This window comes from Paenibacillus sp. Marseille-Q7038 (genome assembly GCF_965111595.1).
The window spans coordinates 1,176,935-1,191,855 of the sequence record NZ_CBCOOM010000001.1; the positions used below are offsets into that span (position 1 = coordinate 1,176,935).

A 14,921-nucleotide genomic window follows, 5' to 3' on the forward strand; every position below is an offset into this window, starting at 1 on the left:
TTAGCAGAATTATTGGAGATGTTTTAATACCGACTAATTTACTTAGCAACACGATAAAAGAGGCCCGGAAGCATTAAAATAATGCTCTCGGGCCTTTCATTTCTCCTTATTCATCGTGCTCAGTAAAGACAATTTCATAGACATTAGATACCACTTTAAAGGAGTGTATCCGATTATTAAAGTCATAAGTGCAAAGTGCCTGGATCGTGTCGGAAAACACATATTCATCCCGTCCCCGCGAGGGTCTAAAGAGCGGAAGCACTTGCATATGCAGTGTGTAGATAATCTTAATTACTTCACTAGGCTGAATATCTGTAATTTGTACTGTCTGTTGCTCCATCTCAGAATCTGTTAGCTCACGTTTACGATCAGACGACTGAATAATGCCATTTAGGATCGTAGACACACCCGGAGCAGGTAAGGTGAGAAACAAATCTGCTTTCGTATTTCCTAAATTCTGAACGGTTAGCTCAAAAAGAATGTCGTCGCCTGGTTCCACGAACTTCGGTGAGGTGCGGACATGAAGTATTATGCGCGGAGCATAGAAAAAAACAGGAGTAAGAGCTAGTGTTGTCAGTCGAACGGATCTCCCATCATTAATTCGAAATGTGTAAGTCAGCAGTGAGCGGTTCATCCATTCTTCAGCAGGGACAATGGAATTAGGGATCACAGAAACTGACGATTCAAATGTAATGTATATGCTGGCGTGTGGAATTAAGGTGCCTAAAGGAAGTCCGGTATCTAAAGAAACCTCAGGGCGAAGAATGCCGTTTATTTTTACTGTACCTGGAACCAGGTTGAGCTCTGAGGCTTGAAGTAAGTCATAGACTGCTTGGACAGGAACTTCTCCTTTATTTTGGATAAGCACTTCATATATAACGGTATCTTCATAGGTTACTTGATTAGGAGTTATGTTTACGGAAATTGATAACAACGGTTCCACATAGGAGATAGATACCGGGTTTGAACGAATTGTAATTTCTTCTCCCTGATTGATATAAAGTAACATTGCAACACTCGTAAGAGGAGTTGAAGTTGTCTTTTTCCCTATTTTCACCTGATACGATATTTGTGTCGTTGAGTTTGCGGCAACGAAAGGTAATGTAATACCTGCAGATGGATCAAGTTCAGGGGCGAGGAGACCATCAATGACTACACTGCCTGGAAGAAAACGCATCTCACCTACCAATGATGTGCTAACTACTGCATTTCTGATGTCATCTTTGCCTGTATTTGTGATTTGGATAAGAAAAGTGAGGGTATCTCCCTCAAAAGTCTGATTCGTATTGGCATAATAGTAGATTGATAATTGAGAGGGAGATAGGTATAAGGTGACTGGATTAGAGATGAGCTCTTTGGTAATGAGACGACCATCCATCGCTTGGAATGTATAGCTAGCTGTGGCCACATTGATCAGCGTTAAAGAATCAGGAATGCTGCTTACAATGATCTGGAACTGAATCGCAACTTTCTTATTGATCGGCAAGATCCCGATTTGCAGACCCTCTCGGGGATTCGCCCCTGGTATAGGTACGCCATCTTTCAAGAGGCTGTTAGGAATAAAGGAAGTACCCTCCGGTAGCGTATCGGTTAGCGTAACCTCTGCAGGGGCATTCCCTGTATTCTCTATTTCAATCTGATACGTAACGATGCTGTCGAGCGTCACTTGTTCCACTGAAGCACTTTTTTTTAGTGTGAGAATGGCACCTGTTAACGGAATAGATACCATGTTGGAATAAGATACACCTTCAAAGCGGCCGGAAGCAAAACGGACAGAAGATTGATTGTTTAATACATAATTCCTTCTATCCTGCGAATTCATATCGTAACGACCTGTACTTGGAATGTAATTGTTGAGAAAGCTCCTTCTTGAATGGTCCCAACCGTAACACCTGTATTTGGATTGGCATTAGGTCTAGCGTTTCCATCCACAATTACACTTCCAGAAATAAACTCAGTACCAGCAGGCACGGGGTCTACCATGACGACATTTTCAACTTCTACGATTCCATTATTGGTAATAACTACGGTATATGTGATGGTATCGCCAACAACAGCATCTCCTGTAGATGTCGTTTTTATAACCGTTACATTTGGTGATGAGACAGGGATCACGAGCGGGTTAGAACTAAAAGTGCCGCCGAGCAATCGTCCATCTGGGGGTGCGTAAGAAAACGTTCCAAATGCTTGATTGATCAGTTGTTGTAATTCTGGAAGAGTGTCAACGACAATCTGTAAAGTTACGGTAATATTGATATTCGATCCAGGAGCTACATTTCCGAGAGGAATACCTGTTTCCGGATTCACCCCAGGCTGAGGGACTCCATTGATGAGTACACTATTCGGAACCAAAACGGCTCCATCAGGTAAGTCATCCGTTAAAGTGACAATTCCCGGTAAATTACCTGTGTTCGTGAGATTTAAGAAATAGGTTACGGTATCGCCTACCGTCACGTTTGAGGTGCTGGCTGTTTTTAGTAATTGAAAAATAGGCTGGTAGATCGGGATGCTCACTGTGTTGGAATAGGAAGCTCCAGTAAAAGCACCGGAGGTAAAACTAACGGAAGTACGGTTTTGGATTGTGTAAGGAGCACTAGGCAGCGTATTTACGGTCACGTCGAAAGTTACGGTCACTGCACTGCCGGGTGCAATCGTACCTAGGTTAATTCCGCCCGCCGGATTTGCGTCTACTCGAGGACTGCCGCCAACAGTAACACTTCCGGGTACAAAACTACTTTCGATCGCTAACACATCAGACAATACAGCATTATTTACATTCGCAATCCCGTTATTCGTAACAAGGACGCTATATGTGTAGGTGTCACCAACGACTGCGGTTGCTACAGAGGCTGATTTCACGAGTGTAATATTTGGTGAGGAAACAGGTATTTGCAATAAATTACTGACAAAAGAACCATTCAGTGTTCTACCATCAGGCAAGGTATAAGTGAAGGTTGAAGCCGCTTGATTGCTTAATTGTTGACTGACCGGCAATGTATTAATGACCACAGAGAACATAACGGTGGCTGTAGATGACACAACACCGACGGACATACCTGCTGCCGGATTTGCTCCTGGAACCGGAGCACCATTCAGAATAACACTGTTCGGAATAAGTGCTGTACCTTCTGGTATGAGATCGGTTAGAACGACGTTACCGCCATAATTACCTATATTCGTATACGTGATCGAATACACTACGATATCTCCGACCGTAGCATTGATCGTGTTAGCTGTTTTGACAGCTGAGAGAATAGGGCTATATACAGGTGTGTTTACGGTATTCGAAAATGTGCTGCCTGAGAATGTACCGGAAGTAAAGGTCACGATTGCACGATTTTCGATTTGCGACAAAGAGGTAGTAGGAATCGAGTTGATACGGTATTGAAAAGTAATGTTGACCGTAGATCCTGGAGTTATACTCCCGATCGTCACCCCAGTAGAAGGGTTCGCAGTAGGACGCTGGATTCCGTCTACATACACACTTCCGCTAACAAACGAAGTCGATGCAGGAAGTGCATCGGTAACAATCACATTATTTACAGTATCGATACCATTGTTCCCGACGGTTACCGTATACGTATTGACATCCCCCACAGTAAGGGAAGTGAATGAAGATAATTTAATAGCTGTCACATTAGGAGCCGAAACGGTAACTACGGAGATATTAGAAGAAACATTTCCGCCGAGTGTTCTGCCCGAAGGCAATGTGTAGGAGTAATTGACAAAAGATTGATTACTCAAGAATTGTGGACTCGGAAGCGTATCTATGACGACAGAAAAGGTAACTGTACTCGAGGTCCCTGGGGTAATAGTGCCTGATACAATGCCTAGGGAAGGATCGGAACCAGGTGATGGAAGTCCGTTGATTAATACACTGTTTGGAACAAATGAGGTACCCGCAGGAATCGTATCTGTTAGATTGATTGTTGCACTATAGTTACCTGTATTACTGACCGTAATATTGTAAGTGAGTGTATCACCAACGGTGGCATTGATTTTGCTTGCAGATTTAACAGCCGTAAGAGCCGGGTTATATACGGGAATGATCGGTGCATTAGAGAAGGTAGTACCTGCAAACACTCCTGATGTAAAACTCACGGATGCTGAACTATTAATTTCAGGTGGAGTTGGTACGGAATCAACCCTGACATTATAAGTAACGGTAGCAGAAGCTGCGGCTGCTATTCCTCCCAATCCAATTCCATCTACCGGACTTGCTATTGGATTCGGGCCGCCATTAATCGTGACACTACCCGGAATGAAGGTTGTTCCCGTTACTGGATCTGATAAAAGTACATTTTGTACATCATCGATTCCAAGATTCGTAACCGTTACTGTAAAGGTAATAATATCTCCTACGGAAACATCAGCAAGTGAGCTTGTTTTGGTAACGAGTACATTTGGTGATGATACAGGGAAACTAACTGTGTTGGATAAGGCGGTTCCTGTTAATGTCCGATTATCAGGAGTGGTAAACGTAAAGGTAGATGAAGCTTGATTCGTAATGAGCTGTGGTGAGGGAAGCGATGTAATTGTAACGGAAAAAGAAAGACTGGAAGTTGCACCAGCTGCAATTACCCCAGCACTAACTCCATCAATGATGGATACGCCAGGTATGGAAATTCCATTAACAAGAACACTGTTTGGAGCAAAGGTAGTTCCTGCAGGGATGGTATCTGACACGATAAGTGCAGCGGGTAGATTCCCTGAGTTTGTAGCCGTTATTGTATATACCACAGTATCGCCTACGGTAGCATTGTTCGTATCTGCTGTTTTTGTGAGTGAAATTTGCGGTTGAGTCACAGGGATCTGCGTTTGATTCGATGTTGATGTGCCTGAAAAAACACCTGATGTAAAACTAACCGTTGATTGGTTATTAATTTGTGAAGGTACAGCCATGGTTACATTCACCTCAAATGTAACGACAGCACTTGCCCCGGGGGCTAGACTGCCGATTGGAATGCCGGATAGAGGAGATCGATCTGGAGCAAGGACTCCGCCGATCACCACACTCCCGGGTACAAAAGAAACGTTTTGCGGTAATCCATCGCTGACAATGACATTGGTGATCGTAGAGGGTCCATTGTTAGTAATCGTTGTAGTGTAGGTAACTCTATCACCTACTACAGTCAGAGCGGTAGAAGCGGATGTGACCACAGAGACATTTGGAGCCGATACTTGAATTACAACACTGTTAGATGTAGCACTTCCAGACAGCACACGGCCTGAAGGAGTTTGATAAAAGTACAAAGCAGTTGCCTGATTTAGGATCTTCTGTGATGGAGGCAGTGAATTTATCGTTACGAGGAAAGTAACGATGGTCATCCCACCTACAGGTACATCCGAAACCAAAAAACCACTCACAGGATTGGCGCCTGGAGCAGGCACACCTCCGATCACCACACTATTAGTCACAAAGCTGACTTCAGAAGGTAATACATCTGTTAATGTTAGTGAGGTAACCGTGTTGCCCGAATTGCTGATTTGTATCGTGTAAGTCAGTGTGTCTCCAGCTGTAGCGAGCGCTGTATTCGTACTTTTCACAAGGGAAATCGCAGCGCTATAAACAGGAATCGTCACTGTATTCGATGTGGAGGAACCACTGAATGATCCGCTTGTAAAAGCAGCAGAAGCTTGATTTGCAATCGCTCCGGAAGCAGGTAAAGAAGTTACTTTTAGCTGATAGGTTACCAAGGAAGAGGATTGAGCCGCAAGCGGACCAACCGCAATCCCGTTAGAGGGTACCGCTGTACTTACAGCAACTCCATTAATACGAACTGAACCGGTTACAAAGGAGGTTCCTTCGGGAGTGATATCCGATAAAATAATGGAGCTTACGGTTCCAGACCCGGTGTTACTTACTGTGATGCTGTAAGTGATGACATCATTTATCGCCGCTTCAGCAGTATTGGCTACTTTAACCAAGCTAATATTGAGGGCTGACACAGGAATAGATACCGTATTAGAAGAAAGAGAACCACTTTGTGTACGACCACTAGGTAATGTATAGGTGTAATTAATCGCTGCCGTATTCGTGATGGTTTGCGGCGTTGGCAGAGAAATGACCTGAAGCTGGAAAGTGACAGTGCTTGTAGTATTCACTCCAAGCATGCCGATGGAGAATCCATTTGCAGGATTTGCTCCAGGAATAGGAGCTCCATTGAGCGCTACACTCCCTGTAACAAAACTTGTTCCAGGGGGGATGTTGTCAGTAATCTGAACTTGAGCTCCTATGTTTCCTGTATTCGTAAGCCCAAGTGTAACTTCAAGTAGATTACCAATGGCAGTACTTGTAGTGTTAAAGCTTTTTAAGGCAGAAATAGTAGGAACGTATATGGGCGTTGAGACAGTACTAGAAACAACGTTTCCTGTAAAACTGCCCGAACTATAGGAGATACTCGATTGATTCGTGATCTGACTTGTCGAAGGGACTGAAGTTACAAGCGCTTGAAAAGATACCGTAGTTGTTCTACCGCTCTGTAAGCTGCCTATGGAAATACTACTTGCGGGATTTGCATTAGGTCGAACAACACCTTCTACCGTAAAACTTCCCGAAATAAAGTTTGTGCCTGCGGGGCTGGCATCTGTAAACACGATATTCTGTAGAGTGGCCAGACCATTATTCGAAATTACGGAAGTATATGTGATCGTTTCTCCTACGGATGTATCCGTTACATTTGCTGTTTTTGTAACGCTCACATTCGGTCTGGTCACAGGGATAGATAAGGTGTTAGATACGGCTGATCCGCTGATTGTTCTTCCATCAGGTGGCTGAAATGTATAAGAAATACTTCCTTGATTGACGAGACTGGGCGGTGCAGGGAGTGAGTTAACAACCACTTGGAAAGTAACATTGGTTGTGCTTTTAAGAGCTAGGGTTCCTATATTTACACTCGTAGTAGGATCCGCTCCGGAGATCACCGTTCCGTTCACTCGAAAGCTGCCAGGGACAAATGTGGTGCCCGCAGGAATGATATCGCGATAAGTTACAGCTGCTCCTATATTCCCAGTGTTAGCTATGGTTGCGGTATAGGTCACGGTATCTCCTACAGTGGCATTTGTTGTGTCTGCTGACTTGACTATCGTGAACAGCGGATCATAAACAGGTATAGATAGGTTATTGGAAGGAATGACACCTGTGATCGTACCTCCCCCAGCAACACTTTGGAAAGTGAAAGCCGTATTCGCTGAATTTGAGATCGTTTGATTCGCTGGAGTAGAGCTGACTGTGGCTCTGTATGTAATTGTTATTGAACTGCCAAAATTCAAGGTTCCAATCGGGACACCGCTAAGTATATCGAAGGTTGGTCTTGATGTTCCAGCAACAACTACACTTCCAGGTACAAAGGTAACGCCAGAAGGGAGGACATCCGTTAGTACGACACTCGCAGCATTGGCGGTTCCTGTATTCGATACAACAACAGTGTAGGTATAGGTGTCACCTAAGACTAAACCTGTTGCAGAAGCGCTTTTAACGACACTAATGGTAGGGGAATTGATATTGATCTGAATTGCATTCGCGTTAATAATGTATACATCACCGGAAGTTGTAAGATTTAGTACCGCAGAAGACTGATTATTGATTAGTCTTGCCGAAATATCAACATTCGTAATATCCCAGCCTTGTCTGCCGCCTATAATATTCGTTCCCGGTGTGCCATTTGTTTGATTGGACGTTCCGAAGGTTCCCGTAGTATTAATAAGTCCTGCATCATTGTTAATTTGGGAAGCAAAGAAATTGTTAGCAAAATTATTCGGACCTGAAAGAGAAACAAGCGTAGCAGAAGTGGGGCCAAACTGAGCAGAGTCCCCAGTTCGATTGGCATCTCCTTCCTGCGCACTGAATAAAGCTCGACCGCCAAGGGGTCCTGAGGTTGGAGTTGCAAATCCAGTTATCGTTGTTGAATTGGATGCACTTACAAGAATACCGCCTGCTCTAAGCGACATATTCCGAAAGGGGAGCGAGGAGTTGTTATATATAACGGCTAGGGTCCAGCCTGCATGGTTAGCTGTAGTGTCACCCGTGATGACAATCGTTCCTACCACACTTCCCGTGGTATAAGTACCGGCACCCGCTTGCTGTACAAGCGGTGTTACATTGGCAGATCTAACATATGCCTGCGCACCATTTCCGAGATCAAATGCATTATAGGTGGTAGGGTCCGGGATTACGCTGTTCGTTCCTGCTGGTGTAATAAAAGTTACCGGGTTATTAATTGCGCTCGACAAGTTAACAGAACCATTAATATAAGAACCGCCCCAGATCAATTCCGCATAGAGAACCGTACTTCCCGAAGGCATCACAAGAGTGGCAGATGAGCTATTGCTTACATAGTTATTGGTTGTTCCTAGTGGATAGGTCCCAAATCTGGTTGCTGTGTTTGTCGTTATAAAGGCGCCGATGCTGTCTAAATCTCCTGGAACCCCTTGGACAGCAGAACGGCTTAAGCCTAGTGTATTCCCTGTAAATGTGATCCCGCCGGTGGCATTATAGGTTGCCCTTAGAACCAGAGGAATGAGAGACACCCCCTTGGAGTGGAAATATAATGTTAATGTTATAAAATAACAAAAAGTAGTTGCTACACTTAAGCTATGCTTAGATACATAAAAATATTGTCAATTTTATACCAGCGGTATCTAGTTTTGAATTTCAACCTTCACTTCATGTACAATGGATAGAGTTAAAAGATTTAGTATGAGCCATATGATTAAGTATATATCGCCCTAAGAGTAAGGAAGGATGAGTTAGCTTATGAACGAGTTAGTCAATCATCAGAATCAAATGGAACAAGTAAAAAGAATTAAAAATGAAATCACTAGATTTATTATGGTTTATAAATTTGCACTCGATGAGATTGAGACCAAAATTGAGATTCTGAAAGAGGAATTTGAATCTTTTCATGATTACAGTCCGATTGAACATACGAAGTCCAGATTGAAATCTCCGGAAAGTATCTTGAAAAAATTACATCGTAAAGGACTTCCGATCTCGGTAACGAATGTGAAAGAACACATTAAAGACATTGCAGGTCTTCGAATTACATGCTCTTTTATTTCAGATATATACAAAGTTAGTGAGATGCTGCAAAAACAAAGCGATATTAAAGTGCTTGGCGTAAAGGACTACATTGAACATCCAAAACCAAATGGATATAAAAGTCTGCATTTGATCGTGGAAGTGCCCGTTTTTTTATCCGATGGGGTAGAGCATGTATGTGTGGAAATTCAGATTCGGACGATTGCGATGGATTTCTGGGCCAGTCTGGAACATAAGATTTTTTATAAATACAAAAAAGAAGTACCAGAGTCTCTGCTCAAGGAACTCAAAAGCGCGGCTGACACGGCGAATAGTCTAGATCTGAAAATGGAGCGACTACACCACGATATTAAAGAGATTAAAGATGCAGAAGAACAAAGCAATCAAGAAGATCTTCGTAAAATTGTCATTCGCGATCAACAGTTTATGCTTCCTTCCGCATTTCTTGAAATCATCGATCAGGCAACGGATTCTTTCCGCAAAGATAAAAAGTAATTCAGAAAATTCAAAAATCAATTTCTATAAAAAAGGGCTGTCCCTGTAGAGTTTAACTACAATAGGGCAGCCTTATTTCTTTATTTATTTCTTCGAACTTTTCTGATGACAATAAAGAGTATAGTGCCGATGAGAATAAGAGCAATAACGGCAGTAATGATGATATTCTGAATATTGGGTATGCTCACGGAGAGTTCAAGATGGTTAGCGGATAAAGGATCTACATGCCAGGTCATTGTTTTGCCATCGGGAGTTACTGTATCTGCATTACTTGATTCTGGTTTGATCGGCAAAGTTAATTTGAAATCCAGTTCAATGTCCTTTAATAATAAGTTACGCACGAAGTTAGGGATTGCTTGTAACTGTTCAGTCCAAGTGTTATCAGGGATCGCAGACATGAGATCCGCATCGACTGTAATCTTGTGTTTTGAAAAAAAGAAACCTTCCTCTTTCACGGTAGAGTAAGAGATACTTTCAGGAAGTTCTTGTTTGTTATCCGCTCCACCGATCTTCACTTCCTTAGAAGCAGAAATCTCACTTGTACCTTCAGATTGTTGGTTCCCCGTCACAAAACCATGGTCTTCAAAAGCATTCTCAATCGACTGGACAAGCTCGTTTTGTCCTATGAATTTTAAATTGCGATTCTGTACTTGAAGGTCGAAATTCACGTCTGCGGTGCCATCGGTATGGACGGTTACATGTGCTTCACCCTTGGCACAGGCGGAGAGAAGGAATAGGAGTAGCAGGGACATGATAAGGGTTAATAGATACTTGTTTTTTCTGTTCTTCATGGTTATTCTGATCAGCCTTTCTACTATGTAATGAGAGCGAGATAGGGACAACTTATAGAATTAGATAACAAAATATAAATCATATGATACGGGACCTAGTCATATACATATAACGGGAAACGTAAATGCAAGCCATCAACATAAGGCCAAGCGAATGGGAGAGGATCTGGTACTGAAGGAGCATCTTATGTGCAGGAGGCGAATCGCATGAGTGCAGAATTGCTCATCCAACTGCTAGTGCTCATCTTGATGATTATTCAGCTCAGTTCCCGTAAGTCGTAAGGCAATCAAAAAGCAAAGAAGAGAGGAGGACCGTTATCCGGTCGCTCCTCTCTTCTTTGCACCCTCTATTTAGAGGGTGCAAACGATTATAGACTACATAATAAATACTAGATAAATAACGGCTGCGAGAATAATACGATAAATCGCAAATGGAACCAATTTCACTCGATTAATCAGTTTCAGGAAGAAACGGATGGAGATGAGGGCAAAGATAAATGCAGAAATGAATCCTGCAATAAAATAAGGAAGTGCATCCATTGTGAAATACTCCCAGTTTTTTAGGAGAGACAAGAAACTTGCTCCACACATAACGGGAACGGCCATAATGAAAGTAAAGTCAGCTGCTGCCCTGTGACTCATCCCAAGAAGGACACCGCCAGAAATTGTAGAGCCGGAGCGTGAGAATCCAGGCCATAAAGATAAACACTGGATAAGGCCAATTGAAAATGCTTGGCGATAGGTCATTTGATCCACGGTTTCTACTTTCGGTTGTTTTGGAGCAAAGTAGTCAGCGGCAATCATAAAGAAAGCACCAATGACAAGTCCGATGAGTACCGTGTTAATGGAGAATAGATGCTCATCAATATAATCTTCGAAAAGTACCCCTAGGACAGCGGCTGGAATGAGACCAACAATAACCTGGGACAATTTAAGACGATTATGACTCGGTCCTTCCGGAATCGCGGGTTTCTTCTTACCGAACAGTCGATCGAGTCCGAGCAAGTTAATAAAACGATCTTTAAACACCACGAGCACAGCGAGAATGGATCCTAATTGAATGACTACCTTGAAAGTATTTGCTACATATTGAGTTAAAAATTCTTTTGAATTCAGCCACATGTCATCAACAATGATCATATGTCCCGTAGATGAAACCGGGGCAAATTCGGTTAATCCTTCCACCATTCCAAGAATAATGGTTTTTAGTAAATCTATAAAATTCATGTTGATGTCACTTCTCCTTTATAAAGGGTGCTTCGTTTATTTAGCTTTTTTGTTGCGTCTGAAAAACCAGATCAGGAAGGCAATACCTGCTATGGCGATAATCGCATAAGCGAAGTTAGAGTATACACCGATGAAATCAGTGATTTCATGCCAGTTACTACCCAGGGTTGCTCCGACCAGAACCAGAATCGTATTCCAGATTAAGGTACCGACTGTGGTGTACACCAGGAATAATCCGAATTTCATATTGGACATACCAGCTGGAATAGAGATCAGACTTCGTACCAGCGGGATCATACGGCAAAATAGTACCGTCCAATATCCGTATTTATCAAACCAGGCGTCTGCTTTGCGGATATCTTCTTTTTTGATACGTAGAATATGTCCCCAACGTTCTACGATCTTCTCCAAGCGCTCCACATCAAGTAAGAGACCTACACCGTACAGAATGACTGCGCCAACGACAGAACCGATCGTAGCAGCAATGATAACCCAGAAGACGGTAAGGGACGTGTAGGTGGTCATAAATCCCCCGAAAGGAAGTACGATCTCTGATGGAATCGGCGGAAAGACGTTCTCAAGTGCAATAATCAGAGCAATACCAATGTAACCAAACTGTTCCATAAAACTAGTAATCCAATTTTCCAAGGTCTACCTCCTAAAATTAAAATCTTGTTAAAGTGATTTTTTTAAATTTCGTAAGTAATGAAAACGAATAAAAAAGAAATACAGCACCTGGGCAAGTACAAAACACAAAAGCACAACTCCCATTTTAGATGCTATGGATAAGTAGAACAAGCTTTGCAGTGCAATAAATGCAAAAATGCTGTGAATTACGGCCATCACGGTAGGCACAAAAAATAAAAATGCAAGTTGGCCCGTTACACAGCTCCGAAATTCTCTAGGAGTCAGGCCCATCTTTATTAGTGTTAAATACTGTCTTCGATCATAATCCAGATCAGCATACAGCCGGAAGTATAAGAAGCTTCCTGCAGCAATGAAGAAAATAGCGGCAAGCAGCATCGCGATAAATAAAAGAATGCGATACATACTTTCTCTGAGAATAAACAGCGTACCGCTTACCGACATAGCATAGGGTTCTCCAGCGTCATAACGTGTTCGTCCATGATCAACAAGCGTATCTGCTAAAAATGCGGTCTGCTCAAAATGTTCTACATAAAAACCGGTGTACACATCTGTTCGGTCCGGAGTGACAATCTGTGCGAATAACTCATCGTGAATAACGACCGCTTCAAAGCTTTCATCAAAGTCTGCAAGCAGATTATCTGGGATAATCACGTGCTTGGTGTAACCTGTTTCTCTAATCGTTACTTCAGGCTCAAGCAGTGTATACTCTTTACGCTCTTTGAGTCTAATTTTGCTCTTGTCATTCTGTGAACTAATCAGTACATAAGCTTCATTATAGGCGGGGGATTCCTCTGTCCATTCATACCCAGCAAGCTGAACGGCCTGTTGATAATCTGAAAAAGATATCAGGGGCAGTTCACCAGATAATACTTGGTTGTCCTCATCAGGATGAATCGCCGCATATTTTATCTGAATACGATCCTCATTGTAGGGGATATTTCGGTCTTTGAGCTCCGATGTAATACGTGATAAATGGGCGTCTTCTGATGAATTACCTTCTTTGGATACATAACCGACAGCAGCGGGATAATCCTCCAGAAAAAGCTCAGTAACCACATTAATAGAAGCAAATACACCCAGCGAACAAAAAGAGATCGTCGAAACCATCGTCACCATAAAGAACAGTTTTGCGTGTTCTTTCATCCGCGAGGAAAGCCCAGAGAACATAATTAAATGAGTTCGTCTGAGAGAAAGCTTTCGGTTTCTCTTTATCCATTGAAGCAGGATCACACTAAAATGAGTGTATAACAGATACGTTCCAACCATCGTGATGATAACTACCGGAATAACCCGGTCATAGATGCTATTCGTATCCGACCCGGCTGCTAGTGTATATCCTGTACCGAGCAAAATCAAGCTCAGTAAGGCAAGCCCTGGTGAACCTTCCGGTTTTGTTTTATTCTTTGCAGCTGCTTGGAAAAGATCAATGAGTTTCGCTATGCGTACAATTCTTGAGGTGTAAGCAGAAATCAGCAGGAATAAAAATACAAAAGCAAACAAGGTCAGCATGAGTGGCTGCCATGACAAATAAAACGGAAGAGAGCTAATCTCAAGTGCCCTGGCGCTGACGAGAAAAAACAATTTGGCAAACAGCGCCCCAGCTGCTGTACCTGCCATGGTTGCAGACAACCCAATAATCATATTCTCGAGGAATATAACTTTGCCGAGCTGAGCAAGGGTCATCCCATGCATTAACAAGATTCCGAACTCTTTTTTACGAGTAGTTAAGAAAGAGCGTACAGAATACAACACAAACAAGAAGGAAAACAGAAAGACCATACATTCTGCCAAAACAAAAGCTTGTACGGCAAGTTCTGAACTTAGTCCGCGCCTGATATCCGGATGATAAATAAGTAATGCATTAATAAAAAAAACCATTACCGAGAATGCGCTGCTTAAAAAGTAGGCAGCATAAGTCCGTTTATTACGGATCACATTCTTAAAGGCGAGCTGTCGTAAGGTCATATCGATCTCCACCTAGTAAAGCTAACATATCCACGATTTTTTGGAAGAAAGCTTGTCTGTTTTCGCCTCGGTATATTTCATTGTAGAGCTTTCCGTCTTTGATGAAAATGACCCGCTGACAATAGCTTGCAGCCATTACATCATGAGTAACCATCAGAATAGTGGCATGCTCTTGTTCATTCATTTGCTGCAGCATCGTCATGACATCTTTAGAAGACTTAGAATCGAGATTCCCGGTCGGCTCGTCAGCCAGGACAATGGACGGATGATGGATCATTGCTCTCGCAATCGCGGTACGCTGTCTTTGTCCGCCTGAAATTTCATGAATCATGCGGTGACGGATGGACTCGATTCCGAGGGTCTGAATAACCTCTTCCAAACGAGCATTCATCTCAGCCAGCGGAATGTTATCCAGGGTTAATGGCAAGACGACATTCTCTTCCACGGTAAGGGAGTCCAGCAGATTGAAATCTTGAAAGACAAAGCCGAGTTCACGCCTGCGGAAGAACGCCATTTCTTTTGCATTCATCAGATATGGGTTGTTACCCCTAATCTTAATGTCTCCGGAAGAAGGAGGGTCGATCGTAGCGATGGCATTCAGCAATGTAGTTTTACCACTCCCCGATGGACCCATAATACCTACGAAATCACCATTTTTCACTTGGAAGCGAATGTTATCGAGCACTTTATTCTCGATGGAACCTTCATATATTTTTGATACATTTCTTACTTCAAGAAGCGACACTTCACTTTTG

The 14,921-nt window shown here is 42.7% G+C and carries 8 protein-coding genes; 1 reads left to right on the forward strand and 7 read right to left on the reverse strand.

Annotated elements, in window-relative coordinates:
- Positions 1 to 106: 106 nt before the first annotated feature.
- Positions 107 to 1,822 (reverse strand): hypothetical protein, encoded by a 1,716-nt coding sequence (locus ACWPWY_RS05690; RefSeq protein ID WP_454190776.1) that lies wholly within the window; start codon positions 1,820 to 1,822, stop codon positions 107 to 109.
- Positions 1,819 to 8,529 carry a DUF7507 domain-containing protein gene (locus ACWPWY_RS05695; protein ID WP_454190777.1) on the reverse strand — a complete coding sequence of 2,237 codons (6,711 nt, stop codon included), beginning with the start codon at positions 8,527 to 8,529 and terminating at the stop codon, positions 1,819 to 1,821. The genes ACWPWY_RS05690 and ACWPWY_RS05695 overlap by 4 nt, the downstream gene beginning before the upstream one ends.
- A 226-nt stretch (positions 8,530 to 8,755) precedes the next feature.
- On the opposite strand from ACWPWY_RS05695, the gene ACWPWY_RS05700 reads away from it, so the two are divergent.
- Positions 8,756 to 9,535 carry a GTP pyrophosphokinase gene (locus ACWPWY_RS05700; RefSeq protein WP_454190778.1) on the forward strand — a complete coding sequence of 260 codons (780 nt, stop codon included), beginning with the start codon at positions 8,756 to 8,758 and terminating at the stop codon, positions 9,533 to 9,535.
- A gap of 80 nt (positions 9,536 to 9,615) precedes the next feature.
- Here the strand turns inward: ACWPWY_RS05700 and ACWPWY_RS05705 are convergent, their stop codons facing one another.
- The 5 genes from ACWPWY_RS05705 to ACWPWY_RS05725 all read right to left on the reverse strand — a co-directional run bounded on the left by ACWPWY_RS05705 (position 9,616) and on the right by ACWPWY_RS05725 (position 14,911).
- Positions 9,616 to 10,326, reverse strand: a complete 711-nt coding sequence (locus tag ACWPWY_RS05705; protein ID WP_454190779.1) for a DUF3153 domain-containing protein — start codon at positions 10,324 to 10,326, stop codon at positions 9,616 to 9,618.
- Positions 10,327 to 10,701: 375 nt separating this feature from the next.
- Complete coding sequence (locus ACWPWY_RS05710) at positions 10,702 to 11,553, reverse strand: undecaprenyl-diphosphate phosphatase (protein ID WP_454190780.1); 852 nt, start codon at positions 11,551 to 11,553, stop codon at positions 10,702 to 10,704.
- A gap of 36 nt (positions 11,554 to 11,589) precedes the next feature.
- Positions 11,590 to 12,201 carry a DedA family protein gene (locus ACWPWY_RS05715; protein WP_454190781.1) on the reverse strand — a complete coding sequence of 204 codons (612 nt, stop codon included), beginning with the start codon at positions 12,199 to 12,201 and terminating at the stop codon, positions 11,590 to 11,592.
- A 27-nt stretch (positions 12,202 to 12,228) separates the two neighbouring features.
- Positions 12,229 to 14,166: an FtsX-like permease family protein gene (locus ACWPWY_RS05720; protein ID WP_454190782.1), complete on the reverse strand. Its 1,938-nt coding sequence runs from the start codon at positions 14,164 to 14,166 to the stop codon at positions 12,229 to 12,231.
- Positions 14,141 to 14,911: an ABC transporter ATP-binding protein gene (locus ACWPWY_RS05725; protein ID WP_454190783.1), complete on the reverse strand. Its 771-nt coding sequence runs from the start codon at positions 14,909 to 14,911 to the stop codon at positions 14,141 to 14,143. The genes ACWPWY_RS05720 and ACWPWY_RS05725 overlap by 26 nt, the downstream gene beginning before the upstream one ends.
- Positions 14,912 to 14,921 lie beyond the last annotated feature (10 nt).

Coding starts and splice junctions, on each gene's coding strand:
- ACWPWY_RS05690 (WP_454190776.1), bottom strand. CDS start 1,822: ATGAATTCGCAGGATAGAAGGAATTATGTATTAAACAATCAATCTTCT.
- ACWPWY_RS05700 (WP_454190778.1), top strand. CDS start 8,756: ATGAACGAGTTAGTCAATCATCAGAATCAAATGGAACAAGTAAAAAGA.
- ACWPWY_RS05705 (WP_454190779.1), bottom strand. CDS start 10,326: ATGAAGAACAGAAAAAACAAGTATCTATTAACCCTTATCATGTCCCTG.
- ACWPWY_RS05710 (WP_454190780.1), bottom strand. CDS start 11,553: ATGAATTTTATAGATTTACTAAAAACCATTATTCTTGGAATGGTGGAA.
- ACWPWY_RS05720 (WP_454190782.1), bottom strand. CDS start 14,166: ATGACCTTACGACAGCTCGCCTTTAAGAATGTGATCCGTAATAAACGG.